17 protein-coding genes and 1 tRNA gene are annotated in these 15,978 nt (G+C 63.4%); 8 read left to right on the forward strand and 10 right to left on the reverse strand.

Annotation, left to right across the window (positions count from 1 at the left end):
• Positions 1-53: 53 nt before the first annotated feature.
• The 4 genes from IHV84_RS17145 (at position 54) to IHV84_RS17160 (ending at position 4,561) form a co-directional block, all read left to right on the forward strand.
• Positions 54-737: an HAD family phosphatase gene (locus IHV84_RS17145; protein ID WP_198847763.1), complete on the forward strand. Its 684-nt coding sequence runs from the start codon at positions 54-56 to the stop codon at positions 735-737.
• Positions 721-3,450, forward strand: a complete 2,730-nt coding sequence (gene pepN, locus IHV84_RS17150) for an aminopeptidase N (RefSeq protein ID WP_198847764.1) — start codon at positions 721-723, stop codon at positions 3,448-3,450. Before IHV84_RS17145 ends, pepN begins: the two co-directional genes overlap by 17 nt.
• A gap of 15 nt (positions 3,451-3,465) precedes the next feature.
• Positions 3,466-4,473, forward strand: a complete 1,008-nt coding sequence (locus tag IHV84_RS17155; protein ID WP_066694949.1) for a class 1 fructose-bisphosphatase — start codon at positions 3,466-3,468, stop codon at positions 4,471-4,473.
• Positions 4,474-4,485: 12 nt separating this feature from the next.
• A tRNA-Thr gene (locus IHV84_RS17160) sits at positions 4,486-4,561 on the forward strand.
• 131 nt (positions 4,562-4,692) lie between these two features.
• Here the strand turns inward: IHV84_RS17160 and IHV84_RS17165 are convergent.
• Positions 4,693-4,977 carry a helix-turn-helix domain-containing protein gene (locus IHV84_RS17165; RefSeq protein ID WP_198847765.1) on the reverse strand — a complete coding sequence of 95 codons (285 nt, stop codon included), beginning with the start codon at positions 4,975-4,977 and terminating at the stop codon, positions 4,693-4,695.
• 82 nt (positions 4,978-5,059) lie between these two features.
• Between IHV84_RS17165 and IHV84_RS17170 the strand changes: the two genes are divergently transcribed.
• Together IHV84_RS17170 and IHV84_RS17175 are read left to right on the forward strand one after the other, a co-directional pair.
• Positions 5,060-5,491 carry a hypothetical protein gene (locus IHV84_RS17170; protein WP_198847766.1) on the forward strand — a complete coding sequence of 144 codons (432 nt, stop codon included), beginning with the start codon at positions 5,060-5,062 and terminating at the stop codon, positions 5,489-5,491.
• A gap of 217 nt (positions 5,492-5,708) precedes the next feature.
• Entirely contained in the window at positions 5,709-6,206 is a 498-nt protein-coding gene (locus tag IHV84_RS17175) for a hypothetical protein (protein ID WP_198847767.1), read from the forward strand.
• A 91-nt stretch (positions 6,207-6,297) separates the two neighbouring features.
• On the opposite strand, the gene IHV84_RS17180 is transcribed toward IHV84_RS17175, so the two are convergent.
• Positions 6,298-6,759 carry a hypothetical protein gene (locus IHV84_RS17180; RefSeq protein WP_198847768.1) on the reverse strand — a complete coding sequence of 154 codons (462 nt, stop codon included), beginning with the start codon at positions 6,757-6,759 and terminating at the stop codon, positions 6,298-6,300.
• 172 nt (positions 6,760-6,931) lie between these two features.
• Here IHV84_RS17180 and IHV84_RS17185 point away from each other — a divergent pair, with 172 nt between their 5' ends.
• A complete protein-coding gene (locus IHV84_RS17185) occupies positions 6,932-7,657 on the forward strand; it encodes a DUF5343 domain-containing protein (protein WP_198847769.1) in 726 nt (241 codons plus the stop codon).
• A gap of 4 nt (positions 7,658-7,661) precedes the next feature.
• Complete coding sequence (locus IHV84_RS17190) at positions 7,662-8,171, forward strand: hypothetical protein (RefSeq protein WP_198847770.1); 510 nt, start codon at positions 7,662-7,664, stop codon at positions 8,169-8,171.
• A gap of 143 nt (positions 8,172-8,314) precedes the next feature.
• Here the strand turns inward: IHV84_RS17190 and IHV84_RS17195 are convergent, their stop codons facing one another.
• From IHV84_RS17195 to IHV84_RS17230, 8 genes are all read right to left on the reverse strand, one after another.
• Positions 8,315-8,575, reverse strand: coding sequence for a hypothetical protein (locus IHV84_RS17195; RefSeq protein ID WP_198847771.1), 261 nt, complete (start codon positions 8,573-8,575; stop codon positions 8,315-8,317).
• A complete protein-coding gene (locus IHV84_RS17200; RefSeq protein WP_198847772.1) occupies positions 8,568-9,281 on the reverse strand; it encodes a hypothetical protein in 714 nt (237 codons plus the stop codon). Before IHV84_RS17200 ends, IHV84_RS17195 begins: the two co-directional genes overlap by 8 nt.
• A 225-nt stretch (positions 9,282-9,506) precedes the next feature.
• Positions 9,507-10,085: a hypothetical protein gene (locus IHV84_RS17205; RefSeq protein ID WP_198847773.1), complete on the reverse strand. Its 579-nt coding sequence runs from the start codon at positions 10,083-10,085 to the stop codon at positions 9,507-9,509.
• A gap of 363 nt (positions 10,086-10,448) precedes the next feature.
• Entirely contained in the window at positions 10,449-10,697 is a 249-nt protein-coding gene (locus tag IHV84_RS17210; RefSeq protein ID WP_198847774.1) for a hypothetical protein, read from the reverse strand.
• Positions 10,687-11,196 (reverse strand): hypothetical protein, encoded by a 510-nt coding sequence (locus IHV84_RS17215; protein WP_198847775.1) that lies wholly within the window; start codon positions 11,194-11,196, stop codon positions 10,687-10,689. Before IHV84_RS17215 ends, IHV84_RS17210 begins: the two co-directional genes overlap by 11 nt.
• A 460-nt stretch (positions 11,197-11,656) precedes the next feature.
• Positions 11,657-13,729: an AAA family ATPase gene (locus IHV84_RS17220; RefSeq protein ID WP_198847776.1), complete on the reverse strand. Its 2,073-nt coding sequence runs from the start codon at positions 13,727-13,729 to the stop codon at positions 11,657-11,659.
• 3 nt (positions 13,730-13,732) lie between these two features.
• Positions 13,733-14,026 carry an AlpA family transcriptional regulator gene (locus tag IHV84_RS17225; RefSeq protein ID WP_094098151.1) on the reverse strand — a complete coding sequence of 98 codons (294 nt, stop codon included), beginning with the start codon at positions 14,024-14,026 and terminating at the stop codon, positions 13,733-13,735.
• 306 nt (positions 14,027-14,332) lie between these two features.
• Positions 14,333-15,520, reverse strand: a complete 1,188-nt coding sequence (locus tag IHV84_RS17230) for an integrase arm-type DNA-binding domain-containing protein (protein ID WP_094098152.1) — start codon at positions 15,518-15,520, stop codon at positions 14,333-14,335.
• Between the last annotated feature and the right edge of the window lie 458 nt (positions 15,521-15,978).

Here is a 15,978-nt window from a genome sequence, read left to right on the forward strand (position 1 = left end):
CCCCTGCCGCAGCCGCTGGGCCCCGCCGCCCTGCCCCTGGGTGGGTGCCCGGCATGAGCCGCATCCCCACCCAGGCCATCATCTTCGACATGGATGGCACGATGATCGACTCCATGCCCTGGCACGCCCAGGCATGGGTCGAATTTGCGCGCCGCCGCCGCATGGACGTGGACGTGCCCGACCTGATGGCACGCACCACCGGGCGCAACGGTACCGAGTGCATCCGCGAGTTGCTGGGCCGCGAGGTGCCGCAGGACGAAGCCGACGCCCTGACCCGCGAGAAGGAAGACATCTACCGCGAGCTGTTCGGCCCCCGTTTTGCCGAAGTGGCAGGGTTTCGCCAATTTGCGCGGCAGGTGGCAGACCGCGGCTTGAAGGTGGCAGTGGGCACGGCAGGCGACATTCACAACGTGCACTTTGCCCTGTCGCACCTGCAGATGGATGTGCAGCCCCTGGCCATTGTGCGTGGCGATGAAGGTCTGCCGGGCAAGCCCGAGCCCGCCATCTTCCTGGAAGCTGCCCGCCGGATCGACGTGCCGCCGCAGCACTGCATAGTTTTTGAAGACGCCCCTTTTGGCATTGAAGCCGCCCGCCGCGCAGGCATGCGCGCCGTGGCGGTGTGCAGCACGCACAGCCCCGCGCAATTGGCAGGCCCCCATGTGCTGGCTGCCGTGCGCGATTACACCGAACTCATGAACACCGACTTTCTGGAGAGCATCCATGTTGCAACTGTCTAAAGAAGATGGACAGGCCGCGCCTGTAGCCATCCGCCGCGAAGACTACACCGCCCCCGCCTACTGGATCGACAGCGTTGAGCTCACGTTCGACCTGGACCCCGCCAAGACCCGCGTGCTCAACCGCATGACGCTGCGCCGCAACGCCGACGTGCCCGCGCAGCCGCTGCGCCTGCACGGCGAAGACCTGAACCTGGCCCGCGTGCTGGTCAACGGCCAGGGCACCTCCTTCAAGATGGACGGTGGTCAACTGGTGCTGGAAAACCTGCCCGAAGGCACCGACGCCTTCGCGCTCGAAATCTTCACCACCTGCGCGCCCGCCAAGAACACCAAGCTCATGGGCCTGTACGTGAGCAACGATTCGTTCTTCACCCAGTGCGAGGCCGAAGGTTTCCGCCGCATCACCTACTTCCTGGACCGCCCCGATGTGATGGCCAGCTACAGCGTGACGCTGCGGGCCGACAAGACGCAATACCCCGTGCTGCTGAGCAACGGCAACCTGGTGGACAGCGGCGACCTGGAAGACGGCCGCCACTTTGCCAAGTGGGTGGATCCGCACAAGAAGCCCTGCTACCTGTTTGCCCTGGTGGCGGGCAAGCTGGTGGCACGGGAGCAAAAGATCCGCACCCGCGCGGGCACAGATCACCTGCTGCAGGTGTATGTGCGCCCCGGCGACCTGGGCAAGACCGAGCACGCCATGAATTCGCTGATGGCCAGCATTGCCTGGGACGAAGCCCGCTTTGGCCTGCCGCTGGACCTGGAGCGCTTCATGATCGTCGCCACCAGCGACTTCAACATGGGCGCCATGGAAAACAAGGGCCTGAACATCTTCAACACGAAGTACGTTCTGGCCAGCGAAGCCACCGCCACCGACACCGACTTTGCCAACATCGAGAGCGTGGTCGGTCACGAGTACTTCCACAACTGGACTGGCAACCGCGTGACCTGCCGCGACTGGTTCCAGCTGAGTCTGAAGGAAGGCCTCACGGTCTTCCGTGACCAGGAATTCAGCATGGACCTGGCGGGCAGCCCGTCGGCCCGCGCCGTCAAACGCATCGAAGACGTGCGCGTGCTGCGCACCGCACAGTTCCCCGAAGACGCAGGCCCCATGGCCCACCCGGTGCGGCCTGACAGCTACGTCGAGATCAACAACTTCTACACCGTCACGATCTACGAAAAAGGCTCCGAGGTCGTGCGCATGCAGCACAACCTGGTGGGCCGCGACGGTTTTGCCAAGGGCATGAAGCTGTACTTCGAGCGCCACGACGGCCAGGCCGTGACCTGTGACGACTTCGTACAAGCCATTGCCGATGCCAACCCGGCAAGCCCCTTGGCGCAGCATTTGCCCCAGTTCAAGCGCTGGTACAGCCAGGCCGGCACACCCCGCGTGCGCGCTACGGGCGTGTATGACGCCGCCACGCGCAGCTACGCGCTCACGCTGTCGCAAAGCTGCCCCGCAACGCCCGGCCAGCCGAGCAAAGAGCCGTTTGTGATTCCGGTAGAGCTGGGGCTGCTCAGCGCATCGGGCGCCCCCTTGGCCCTGCAACTGGAGGGCGAAGGCGCCAGTGGTGCAACGTCTCAAGTGCTGGTGCTGACCGAAGCGTCGCAAACCTTCACCTTCACCAACCTGGATGCAGCCCCGGTGCCATCGCTGCTGCGCAACTTCAGCGCGCCCGTGGTGCTGGACATCGACTACACCGATGCCGAACTGCTGACCCTGCTGGCGCACGACACCGATGCCTTCAACCGCTGGGAAGCAGGCCAGCGCCTGGCACTGCGCATTGCTATCAATCACATAGCTGGCAGCGCTGATCTGGCGGGCGCTACAGGCACTTTTGAGCCTAAACTTCTGGGCACTGCTTTTGTGGAGGCCATGCGCGCCGTGCTGCGCCATCCCGCCCTGGACGCAGCCTTCAAGGAACTGGTGCTCACCCTGCCTTCAGAGACCTACATCGCCGAGCAACTGGACGTGGTGGACCCGCAGCGTATCCACGCCGTGCGCGAAGCCATGCGCACCGAACTGGCGCTGGCCTTGCAGGCCGATTGGGAATGGGCCTGGGAACAACACCAGAACACCGGTGGCTACCGACCCGACAGCGTGTCTGCCGGCCGCCGCGCACTCAGCGGCATGGCCTTGCACATGCTGTGCATCGCCGCCAAGACCACGGGCGATGCCGTCTGGCCCGGCAAGGCCTACCAGCGTTTCAAGGACGCCGGCAACATGACCGACCGCTTCAACGCCCTCACAGCCCTGGTCGCCAGCGGCCATGAGCTGGCCGCCCCTGCCCTGGCCCGCTTCCACGCTCTGTTCAAGGACGAACCCTTGGTCATCGACAAGTGGTTTGCCCTGCAGGCGGGCGCCCCGGACCGGGGCGGTAACATCCTGCCCATCGTGCGCCAGCTGATGCAGCACCCGGACTTCAGCCTCAAGAACCCCAACCGTGCGCGGAGCGTCATCTTCAGCTACTGCAACGCCAACCCCGGCGCCTTCCACCGCCAGGACGCAGGTGGCTATGTGTTCTGGAGCGAGCGCGTGATTGAGCTCGACGCCATCAATCCGCAAGTGGCTGCCCGCCTGGCCCGCGCACTGGACCGCTGGAAGAAGCTGGCTGACCCCTGGCGCACCGCAGCCCGCGAAGCCATCGCCCGCGTGGCCGCCCGCGAGGGACTGAGCAACGACGTGCGCGAGGTCGTCAACCGCGCGCTGTCTGAATAATCAAGGAGAACCCCCATGGCAAAACCCATCAGCCTCACCCGTTACCTCGTCGAGCAGCAACGCGTTGACGGCCACATCCCCGGCGACCTGCGCCTGCTGCTGGAGGTCGTTGCCCGCGCCTGCAAACGCATCAGCCAGGCCGTGAACAAAGGCGCGCTCGGCGGCGTGCTGGGCAGCGCCGACAGCGAGAACGTGCAAGGCGAAGTTCAGAAGAAACTGGACATCATTGCCAACGAAGTGCTGATCGAAGCCAACGAGTGGGGCGGTCACCTGGCAGCCATGGCTTCAGAAGAGATGGACAGCATCTACCTGGTGCCCAACCGTTACCCACAAGGCGAATACCTGCTGCTGTTCGATCCCCTCGACGGCTCCAGCAACATCGATGTGAACGTGAGCATCGGCACCATCTTCAGCGTGCTCAAGAAGCCCGAAGGCTCGCCTGGCGTGACCGAGCAGGACTTCCTGCAAGCCGGCGCCCAACAGGTCGCAGCCGGCTATTGCGTCTATGGCCCGCAAACCACCCTGGTGCTCACGGTGGGCGATGGCGTGGCCATGTTCACCCTGGACCGCGAACAAGGCTCCTTCGTGCTCACGCAAGAAAACGTGCGCATCCCTGAAGACACCAAGGAATTCGCGATCAACATGAGCAACATGCGCCACTGGGACGAGCCCGTGAAGCGTTACATCGACGAATGCCTGCAAGGCAAGGAAGGCCCGCGCGGCAAGGATTTCAACATGCGCTGGATCGCCTCCATGGTGGCCGACGTGCACCGCATCCTGACCCGCGGCGGCGTTTTCATGTACCCCTGGGACAAGCGTGAGCCCAACAAGCCAGGCAAGCTGCGCCTCATGTACGAAGCCAACCCCATGAGCTGGCTGGTCGAACAAGCCGGCGGCGCAGCCACCAACGGCAAGCAACGCATTCTGGACATCCAGCCCCAGCAACTGCACGAACGCGTGAGCGTCATCCTCGGCTCCAAGAACGAAGTGGAGCGGGTCACCAGCTACCATTCGACGCTATAATTTGAGTCTAAAGCCGGAGTAGCTCAGTCGGTAGAGCAGCTCATTCGTAATGAGAAGGTCGGGTGTTCGATTCATCTCTCCGGCACCAAATTTGATAGCAATATCAAGCACTTAAGCCATCCCTCGGGATGGCTTTTTTGTTTATGGCGTGTGCTCAAACACGAAACAGACACAGCACGGCGTCAGTCGTGTCGCTCTCTTACGAGAGCGATCCGCGCGTCAGCGACGGCTCTTCGTCTTCTTGTCCCTCGGGAACAGCCCCCGGTTCCGCTGCTCCAGGTATTCGCCCATGAGTTCCAGCGGAGGCACGCCAAGCGCTTCGGCGAACTCCACCAACTCGACGGCATCGATCCGCCGCTCTCCGCGCTCGCACTTGGACACGAAGGTCTGGGTGTTTTCAAGGCGCTCGGCCAACTCGACCTGAGACACACCAACGCGCTTACGAGCCGCCTTGAGGACGGACAGCAAGAGCTGGTAGTCGGTGTTGTGGGTCGATTGGGACATCGTGCAGTGACTCGAAGATCAGTGCACGCTAAAGTCCGTGTTGGATTAGTCCAAAATCGACTATTTATTGATGGGAGGATGCATGAAGCGAACAGCAATTCTTTTACTGGTGGTCGTGGTTCTGGCCTGGGTCGGCTCGAAGATGGTTCCTCGATCTGAGCCCGCCTTGGCAGCAGTGCCGGCATCGTCGCAAGCGGTGAAGGCATCGCAGCCTCAGACGCCTCTTACCGCTGTCGAGAAGAAAGCCCAGCAGGAAAAATGGTTCGGTGCAGAAACGATAGTCGCTGCCCAGCGGGCTGTCCGGGCCTCGTTGAAGGACCCGGACTCGGCGAAGTTCAAAGACGTCTACGCGAACTACACCGAGGAATTCCAAGTGGTCGCCTGCGGCCAGATCAATTCCAAGAACAGCCTCGGCGGGTACACCGGCTTCAAGCGCTTCGTGTCCAACGGCAGGACCGCAATCATCGAGGGACGCGACAACATCACCGACGCTTGGAAAGGCGCCTGCCAATAGGCGGCCCGTCGGCGTCACCCGAGGACGAGCCACTTGCAGCGGCCAGCGTCAATCAACGATTCAAGCCTGTTGCAACCCGTCAACGGCGCTCCGCATTTGATGATATTTTTTGCTGGACGCCTCACTCAAACTTCTCTCCAGCGCGCAAGTAAACCGAGCGCCTGTCGGGGCTGGCCACCTCGCCCAGGTGTCTCATCAACTTACTGGAGAGATTCATATGGGCAGCAAGAAAATTGACCTCGCACAGATCGATCGCCTGATCGAGCTGACCCTCGCAGTCGGCCGCGAAATCGGCCATCTCGGCGGCATCCGGCTTATGTCCGCCAGCAAGGCAATGGAGCGGGGACATATCAGCCCGCGGAAGATCTACGAAGCCTGCGAGGCAGACATCGGGGACGAATTGCTGAACCGCGGATTCGTCGCTCCGAAGGACTCCCCTGTGCCGGGGGTCGAATCCTGCGGGTTGACGGCCATTGCGGGCTACTTGGAGTTGAAGAGGATCTACGGGAACGAGTGGGTTTCCGAAGCGATCCTCCCCTTCGTCAAGAGCTGGCAGTGTCCCAGCGAGGCGCCCTATTCAAATCCGGCCTTCTGGTTGAAGTCGGCCGAGCTTTCCTACCGTGCGATCAAGTACAGCGCATGCGACAAGCGTGAAAGGTCGTTGACCGATGCGGACGTGAAGCTGGTTAATGAGTTGAGGGAATTGGCCGCCTGATCCAATGTCAGCGGGCCATCGCGCCCAAGAGCATGAAACGAAAGGGCCACCTCGACGGTGGCCCTTTTCTATGCACGGCGGGGGCACGCGGTCAGACTGGATCGCTCTCGGCCACGCGCTGACGCTCGGGCACCGTGGCGCCCTTCTTGCGCATGTCGTGGGCGTACCACCTGACCGACTTGGCGGATGCCTGCGCGCCCTCGATCTGCGCGTTGACCATCTCGGCGATGACGCCGTGCGGGTAGCCCGCGGGGTCCATCAGCAGCTCGCGGGCGAGTCGGCCGATGCCCTTGCCGCTGGGCTTCTTCTCGGTCTCTGTCGGGGCTTCTGTCGCTTCGACAGCATCGGCCTGCTGCTGTGCATGCGGCTCGGTCACCTCGGCGCCCTGTGGCTGCCCGAACGACGCGACGTCGATGTTCTTAGCTGCCGCGACCGACTCGATTCGGTCTAGCAGCTTGCCTCGGGTCGCAAAGGTCTTCGGCCCAGCGGCCTTGTCGGCGATCTGGTTGTGCAGGGCCAGCAGGTCCTTGGTGCTCATCTCTTGCAGGTTCATCTCACGCTCCAGTGGTTGGGTGTGAGGTCATTAGGTCGTGTTCGTGGGGTTCCGGGAGCCCCCTGTCGGCGAGTTCTCCTCTACTGCCTTGCTGTTGGCCTGACCGGCGGATGTCGGCAATAATTGGATACATGCCCACTCTCTGGGCTACAAATCCACCTTGGAGGAAGGCATGGCAGAAGAGAAGAAGAAGGGCTACCCGAAGATCCCGCGGGCGAACTGGTTTCTGCTTCGTGATAAGTTCAAGCAGCGGACGCCGGAACGCGTCTCGCCCAGCTATGTCGCCAGCGCGCTGAGCATGGGCGAGGCCTCGGCAAGTGCAAACATCATTCCACCGCTACGCGCGTTCGGCTTGATCGACGACGCTGGCAAGCCCAGCGACCTCGCCTACGACTGGCGCGACGACACCAAGTACGCCGAGGTTTGCAAGCAAATTCTCGAGGCCACCTATCCGCAGGAACTCAGGGACCTGTTCCACGACGCGAGTGCTCCTGCGAAAAATGTCGAGAGCTGGTTCGCTAGGGACGCGAAGGTCGGCCAGGCGGCGGCGAGGGCGTACGCAGCCACCTTCCTGATGTTGCTTGAGGCCGACCTTGCGAAGGCGAAGGAGCAGAACGGCTCGAAACCAAAGACCACAAATGCGGCAGGTAAGCCGTCGAAAGCGACTGCCCCTGCGAAGGCAGCGAAAGCAGTTCCGGCCGCAGCCGCTCCGACTGCCCATGAGGTCGCCAAGCCAGTCAATGAGCACGGGGGATCGGGTGACGACGGCGGTGGACGACGGGGCTTCAGCCCGAAGCTGCACGTGGACATCCAGATCCACATCTCGCCGGATAGTAGCCCCGAGCAGATCGACAAGATCTTCGAGAGCATGGCGAAGCACCTACCGCTCAAGGGCTGATTGAATGGACATCGAGAGCGCGCTGCTCGGAGTCCGTCAGCTCAGGGACAGCATGCGCGCTAAGAACCCGCCACCCGAGGAGGGAGCGCCGAGCGCCGAGGAGCCTGTCATCTACTTCTCGCTGGTTCGCAATACCCGTGGTTACCTTGAGCGACTGGTTCACCAGATAAACGGGTCCTACTCGAACGGTTGGTACGACGCTTCAGCCGTCATGATCCGGAGACTGGTGGAGACGCTCATCATCGAGGTGTTCGAGAAGCACGGGATTGCATCAAAAATCCAGAACTCTGCTGGCGACTTCTTCTACCTGCGGGACCTCATCGGCGTCCTCGTCGGAGAGAAGACCTGGAACCTCAGCAGGAACGCGAAGGCTGCCCTGCCAAGGCTCAAGGACGTGGGCGACATGTCCGCGCATAGCCGGCGTTTCATTGGCCAGCGTCAGGACATCGACAAGCTCATCAACGACCTGCGGGTTGTGGTCCAAGAGCTCGTCACGCTGGCGCACCTGAAGTAGCAGAAGCGCGACCCACTGACATGCAGTTAGCTGGTGAACGGCCGTAACTCCATGAAAAAGAAGGGGATGCTTTTTGTGCATCCCCTCCGAAACACGGCGGAGCAACCTCGGCCTCTGCTCCGACTCCGCCGCTGGCACCAAACCTAGTGCATGTGGGCGAGCGGGTGGCGCTCGGCCTCGGCGAGGTCCTCGCGGGAGACGTAGGCGTCCCACGCGCGGGTGTAGTGGTAGCCAAGGAGGCGCGCGGCGTCATCGAAGTCTGCCGACCAGGGCTCGACCCCGACGCAGCTCGCCTGCTCAGCCAGTCCGTCGAGGATGTCCGCACCAGAACGCAGGGCGCGGGCCAACCCAGCGAGCGCGACCGCGACCGGGTGGCGCGCCTCGTAGGTGGGCTGCTTAGTCATCGCCGATCACCCCGCGGTCGATCGCCTTCTCGCGCAGGCCCAGGGCCACCGTGTTGAGCGGGTTGCTCTTGCCGGAGCGGAAGGTGCGGATGGAGACCAGGATGCCCTGCAGGCGCAGGTCGCCCAGCTTGATCCACTCCTGGACCTGCAGGTACTCCGGCATCTGCATGGCGAGGGCGAACTCGGCCGGGCCGTGGGGGCGGTCCTTGGTCGGCATCCGGTCAAGGAGACTCAGCACGGCGGCGGCAAGCGGCACGTTCTGCGTGGAGACGGCGAGTTGCGCCATGCTTGCCAATTCGGCAGGTCCCGCGTGCTGGAGTTGCTGAAGATAGTCCGTCCGCTTGGGATCGCCCAGCGCGGCGCGAGACAGCACCTTCGCGGGGCTGTCGTAGAACTGGCGCTGGTCGATGAGCTGCGCGTGGGGAGCCCCCGCGTCCTTGATGAGCTTGTCGAGCTCGGCCTCTGCGTTGTCCTTGATCTGCCGCACGCTGGCGAGCGTCTCTTGTTCGGCGAACCGCGCGAGGTCACCTGCGCTCAGGCCGGGCGCCGCCTTCCAGCGTTCGGCGATCTGACGCTTGCGCTCGGCCACGTCCTGGTTCAGACGGGCGATGACCTTCAGGGTCCGCGTGTGGAGGGCGTCGAGGCTGGACGCGAGCGCGCCGATTTCGGCGGCGGTGAGGATGGGGGTATTCGACAGTGCAGGCATGGCTCGTGGCTCCTATGAGGTTGAGGTCCTCCGGTCGCCTTCACGAGCGCATGCACCAAGCCTTGATGCGGGTCGCACGCCATCGGCGACCGGAATGACTCTGATCGTGTCGTGGTGCCTTGTCCGAAGACACCAACGTTTGCCATGCCGTGTCCTGCTCAGGGTCGAGCAGTCACGCCGCCATGCACACCAAGGGCTTAGCGGCGACGGCCCGCCGACAGCAAATCAGGGAGCGCGTGCGGCCAGCGCCTTGGCAACCTTCATGAAGTCCTCATCGCAGTGATTGGAGCGCATCTGGTTGTACAGGACGCAGACAACCCGAACGTTGCCGGGCACGTAGCCAAGCGCATTGTCCAAGCGATCAACGCTAGGAGCCCAGGGACGCCGCGTCGCCGAATCCTCCCACTCCCAAGAGAGCGGAAGACCTGTCGCCGAACACAGCATCGGAGCCAGCATTTCCTCGATCATTTCGACCGTGATGGTGCATTGGTGGTCGCGTTGCCGAGCATGGGCGCGGCACTGGTTCAAGAGCTGGCGCGCTGGATTCCCGGTCCTCCAGCGACGGGCGGTTTCCCGGCCTTCGTCAGGGTCCTTCGTTCGGATGCGCCGATTGGAATCACGGTTGGCCTCGCGCTGCCGCTCAACCCACTGCGCCCCATGCCGCCGAAAGTTCGAGCGATACACGTTAAGGGAGCCCAGGCTGGCTGGCTTGCCCGTATCAGCCTCGCACAGCCTCGCCAATTCGCCTAGGTTCATTACGCCGGCGGCCATGTGGCGCGCTGCGACTTCCATCAGTGATTCCATCTCATCTTGCCCAATTGATCGATGCCCTTATCCTGTCGTGTTCTTCTTTCCGCGCGAGCCATCGCAGCTCAACGGAATCAAGGCTCGGCGTCGCGCCGCCGCCTGATCGACAGTCAGATGGCTCAGATGAGCTTCGCGCCTCTGGCCCGGTTCTCCTCGCCGTCATGCTTGCAGGGCAGGCATAGGCGCACCCTTGTCACGTCGGGGCTGAAGTGTGGATCGCCGCAGCACATGCACCTGAGCCAGCCCACGCGCCTGACGACGCGGGGCGGGTCAAAGTTCGGGTCCATGACGGGTGCGCGTCGCACGCCCCCATCGTAGGCCCATTGGCCGGGCTCGACTGTCTCGCGCCCGACCCTGCGCTCACTGGCCGCGATTGGTGCAGCCATGTTCCCGGCGTTCCTCGTACTCGCGGCTCATCCGTTCCCACGTCTCGGCGCCAATACGAGGGATCGGGCCGATTACCGTCATCTCGCAGCGCTTCGAGAGGGCATCACGCCCGCCAAGTGCTGCGACCGTCTCCGGCGCGGTCTGCTCAAAGGCGTCCAGGTTGCGGTCGATCTGTTCGGCACGATGCAGAGCCTCGGCCACGGTCATGGGTTCATTCGCCATCGTCTTGCTCCTCAGGTTTATTGGCCGCGTACTTGGCGAGCAGGGCCGTGAGCTGCGCCCGCTCCTCGCTGGGCATGCGCAGCAGGGCATCGGCGTCTAGGCCGACCGAGTCGACCTTGACCTTGAGCCTGTCGGCCATCTGGTCGCCATAGCGGAACTTGAGAAGGACTTCGAGAAGACGGTCGCTGTGGCGCTTCACCGTCAGCGGTCGTTCTTCCCCGGTCGCGGGATCGACCTGGGTCGCGAGGCGCCCTTGATGAATGACCGGCTCATCGAAGCCCAGCGCGCCGCGGCGATAAGCCTCGTCCAGCAGACTGTCGAGCGCCACCTCAATGGCCTTCTCCCAGCGGCTTCGGAAGTCTGGGTCATTAGCCTTGTGATAGAAGGCCGTCTGCCTCGTGATGCCGGCCGCCGTTGCGGCCTGCTTCGGCGAGCAGGTGTCCTCCAGCACCTGGAAGAATACCTCTCGGCGCTCGGGCGTGAAGATGTTGGGAATCATGCTGCCGTCTCCAAAATTGGCTTACGACTGTGATGGTGTCGTGACAGGCGCGCGTGGGATGCCATCGTTCATCCATGCCGATCAAGGACATGGAGAGCTGCGGCGTACTGCCTGACGATCAGGGGGCGGATCGGGCCGATGATTCGGCTCGCGCGTGAAGGACAAGACGCGCAGGGTTTGGCGCGTTCGACCACCGTGATTCCCTCTTTGAAGGGGTTCGGTTTTCGATCGTCAAGGCGATTGTCAAGGTCGTCGTCTATAGACTGACGACCATCCTGACAATCAAATCCTCCAGTGACTTTCGCTTTGACAATCGGGTGGCCGAAAGTGGCCTAAGTGCTTGTCGCGCTGAGATTGTCAGCTCGACAATCGAACCTGACAATCGGCGACAATCCGATTGTCAGGGGGCGTGACAATCGAACTTCGAAAGTCGTGCCCCGTGACAATCGAAATTGCCTGCTCACCCCTCCGTCCTGACCAGGATTCCGAGCTTCGGGTTGCGCGGGTCTGCGGGTTCCTGCCACACCAGCCCGCCGTCTGCTGACTGCTTGGCGTTGTCACGGGTGCAGTGCTTGGGGATCGCTTCCTCAATCCTGCTGCGCGCCGTCTTGTCTGCCACCCCATCGCGCTCGCAAACGGCTTCGGCCAACTCCTTCAACGGCACGCTGCCACCGCGCTCGCTCGCCATCTGGCGCGCCAGCTCCACGATCAGGTCCGTCCTGCCATCAAAGTCACCACCCGCATCGACCATCACAGTCGGCTTGAGAACAAGGGAGTCGGCTGCCTTCTCCAAGTTGAAGCGCATAGGCCCTTCGCGCTCGGCGTCCTTCTGCTTGTGCACGGCGACCTTGATCGAGTGACCGTCGGTGGAGCGCTCCACCTCGACGGTCGTGTCCATCGCGCCTAGCAGCGCCGTGCTGCCGCGCATGCCTTTGCTCACGTCCTTGCCCGAGTGGTGGACCACGACCACGGCGGCGCCAGTCGCGTCGCGCAGCTTCTTCATGCTGGCGATGTAGCGGCCCATGTCCTTCGCCGAGTTCTCGTCGGCACCCGCGGCGGTCTGGTTCAGTGTGTCGATGACGATCAGGCGCAGCGGCCCGAGTTCATCGGTCACAGCCTGGACGAAGGCGCGCACACCGCCATCCTTCTCGGCTGCGAGGTTGAGCTCGTCGCGCATGAGGTGGAGTTGGAACGCACGGCCCTGTGCCCCGCGATTTACCTTCCAGGCGCGCATGCGCTTGCCGAGACCCGGTGCCCCCTCCGCCGCGATGTACAACACGCCGCCCCGCTCGACGGTGCGCCCGTGCCAGTCCATGCCGCTCGCAATGGCCATCGCCATGTCCACTGCAAGGAATGACTTGCACGATTCGGGTGGCCCGTAGATCGCTGCGATGCTGGCTTCGACCAAGACGCCTTGCACCAGCCACTTCGGCGGCGGCAGCCTCTCCACCTCGTCGATGCTCAGGAAGCGCCAGCGGCTGGATTCGGCTTCGACGGTGCCGTCGTCCTCCCACACGTCGAAGTCGTCCTCTGGGTCCGGCGATGCGATGTCGCCGCCGACCTCTTGCAGGTACATGCGCAGCGTGGCCGTCGTGATCTTCTGGTCGCGGTTGACGTGCAGCGAGTCCCAGCGGCGGCCGACGATCCAGTCCTGGTCGGCGTACTCGGGATCGCCCATGCACCAGTCGATGAACTCCTGCCTCCCTTCGCCGTCGGTGGCGTAGTGGCAGGCCATCATCAGTTCCTTCCAGCGCTCGTGCTGCTTCTTGCCGAAGTCGCAAGGGTCGAGCTGTTCCAGTGTTTTCGCCAGCAGCTCAGGCGTGAGTTCGCCAGCGTCCGATGATGCCGCGGCAACGCGCTCCGGCCTGCGAGCCATCTTCAGCACGTTCGACGGCAAGTCAGGCATGTCGGCCAGCGGCGGCGAGTCGGTGGCCCATTCGTAGCGACCGCCTGTTGGGTGGACGGAGCCGGCAGCGACCACCTGGCGGCCGAGCGACTTGAACTCCAGCCCCGCATAGCCCTCGATGCTTTCCAGCAGCACCGCACCCGCAGGTTTCCTGAAGTAGTAGTGGTGCCCCGGTGTATTCAGGTTGCCGGTGAGAACGTGGGGCGCTGCTGACAGGTCGATGCCCGTGTCGGCCACCAGCTTGTCGAGGCTGTTCGTGCCGTCGGGGAAGTGGCGCGGGTCAACGTCCAGCACAACCACGTCGGCGGGCAGGCGGACACCCAGATTCAGACGTTCGCGCTGCGCCCGTTCGAGCGTTTCGGCGTGGTCGTACTGCCGGGTTGTCCAGCGGCCGTCGGCGGGGGCCTTGCCGAGTTCGCGCCCATCGCGGCTGATCGCATTCCAGCAGTGCAGCGGGATCAGTTCCAGGCGGGCGCCACGGTACGGCCGCACGTCATCGAACGATGGTGTAGGCGCTTGGCGCATCCCGGCATCATTTGATCCGGTGAGCTTGCTCACCTCTCCAGGTTGTTGACCATTGGCGCCCACGGACTCGTCCCCCGTGGGCGTTTTCTTTTGTTCGCTCATCGGTCAGCCCTCCACGTTCGCGCGATCGACACGGGCCTTGCGCGACTCGTAAGAGCGGGACAGCGGCTGGACCTCGACCATGTAGGCGCGCAGGTCGCCGACGCGATAGCGGATGACCTTTGGGCCGACGCGCTGGTAGGTCGGGCCGCGGCGCTGGCTGCGATACCAGTTCAGGGCGTTGGGGCTGAGGCGCAGGAAGGCGGCGGCCTCGTGGACGTTGAGCAGCGCCTCGTCGGGCAGCGCATGAAGTTCGCGCAGTTCGGCGAGCGTTACCGTCAAGCGGGTGGGGTTCGTCATCTCTTGGACTCCGTTCAGCGATCCCCGCAAGGCGATGTGCCGGTGCGGGGACTGCCTGCTGTGCGTCGCAGAGATGGACCCGTTAGCTCCCCTCAGTCAGCGGGGCGGGTCGCTCATGTATGGCCTGAGCAAGCCTCGGTCGGTGTCACCCGACGAAAATGAATATGCCACAAGGCGATGGTGCGAAATACCATTACTTCTTCGGCCGTCCAGGTGAGTCGGTGGCGAGCCGAACAGGTCCAGGCGGCTCGGTATCAGGCCGAACCGCACCGGGCGCGACACGGGCCGTCTGGTGAGACCGTGCGGCTATTCCTTGGGCTGCGGCGGCCACTCTCCGGGCGTCCAGGTCAGACCGAGTGCGTCCAGCACATTGGCCGACGCCTTCTCCTGCCACGTCCGCAGGTGGTGCAGGCTGGGGTTCAGGTAGCCCATCGTGACGTTGCCCGCAGCGTGGTTCAGCAGGAATTTCAACTCGGCGATGGGCACGCCCGATTCAAGAGCCAGCGTTGCGTAGGTATGGCGGAGGGCATGGCCGATCAAGTCGCCCAGCTCGTACTGCGCCACCTCGGCGACATGGCCCGACTTCGAGTCGGCAGGGAACAACCAAGGCGAGCGCCGATAGGCCAGCTTGTTCTGCTCGGACCTGTGGGCTACGAGGTCTTGCAGTGGGCCGGACAGAGGCAGGTCGAAGGCGCGGGCGGCCCCACCCTTGGGTTTCGGCACATGCAGGGCGTCGCCCGTCTGGTTCAGTTGCTCGGCCCTCGCCTCGCAGGCGGCGGTGCGGCGCATGCCGGTCAGGATCATGAAAAGATGGAGGTCGCGGCGCACGGGGCTGCCCAGCGCGACCACCGCCTTGCCCCACGCCTTCAGCTTCTCGGCGTTGGCATCCACCTTGCGGCGCTTGAGACCGTGGTAATCGACGTTGGCGGTTGGATTCGCGGGAAGGTCGGGGTGCTCGCGCAACCCGCGGTTGTAGACGGCGCGCAGGATGCGGAAAACGGTATCTGCTGTGGGCGCGCCATGCTTTGCGGTGATGCGGACGTGGCGCTCGCGCACGCCGGCACGGTCCGCGCCGAGTTCGGCCAGCGGTGTGTCGAGCCAGTCGGATAGGTACTGATCGCAGCAGTAGCGGTAGTCGTCCTTGGTGCGCTGAGCCAACGGCTTGGCGGTGAGGTGCAGGTCGAGTGCCTGCCTGAGCGTGATGCCCTGCGCCCGCGCCTTGCGGCGCTCCTCGTTCGGGTTTGTGCCGCTGCGCATGCCGACGAGGGTCTGCCTGGCGGCATCGCGGGCTTGCTTGGCGTCGAGCGCGGGATGGTCGCCCAGCTTCGCGCGAACCTGCTTTCCGTTGACCAGCGACTGGACGTAGTAGGCCCGCTTGGTCGCGGTCACGATGAGGTAGAAGCCCCTGAGTTCGGGGTCGGCGTAGAGCACGGGCTTGCCGCGCTCGGCGTATGGTGCCCTCTCGACGAGGGCCTGCGTTATCTTGGCTTTCATGCGTTGGCTCCGAGTGAAGCGGGCCACGGCGCGAACACGGTTTAGCACCACAAGGTGCCGTGTGTTCGCACGACGTTTTGCCCGCTGACAGAGCCATTAAGTCGCGGTTTTGCTTGCTTGTAAGCGCCCTATGCCATCTAATATCGAATCATGGTGTGGCCTATGCGTGCCGATTCGTAATGAGAAGGTCGGGTGTTCGATTCATCTCTCCGGCACCAAATAAAAGGCCCTGATTCGCAAGAGTCAGGGCTTTTTTATTGGCGATGGGCGGGAGAGGAGATGCAATCGAATAGCTTCAGCTCTCGGGACCTGAGCCGAGCAGATGCCGACTTTGATGATCGGCACCAGTCACTCGAACGCGCCTCGAACTCAAACACATAGCAACTCACGCTAATGTGGTGTATCAAAAATAGATAGAACTATTTTGACCGGTGTTGGTCGAATCAGCTTCCTTATAG

The organism is Acidovorax sp. IB03 (assembly GCF_016406015.1).
Taxonomy (GTDB): domain Bacteria; phylum Pseudomonadota; class Gammaproteobacteria; order Burkholderiales; family Burkholderiaceae_C; genus Acidovorax; species Acidovorax temperans.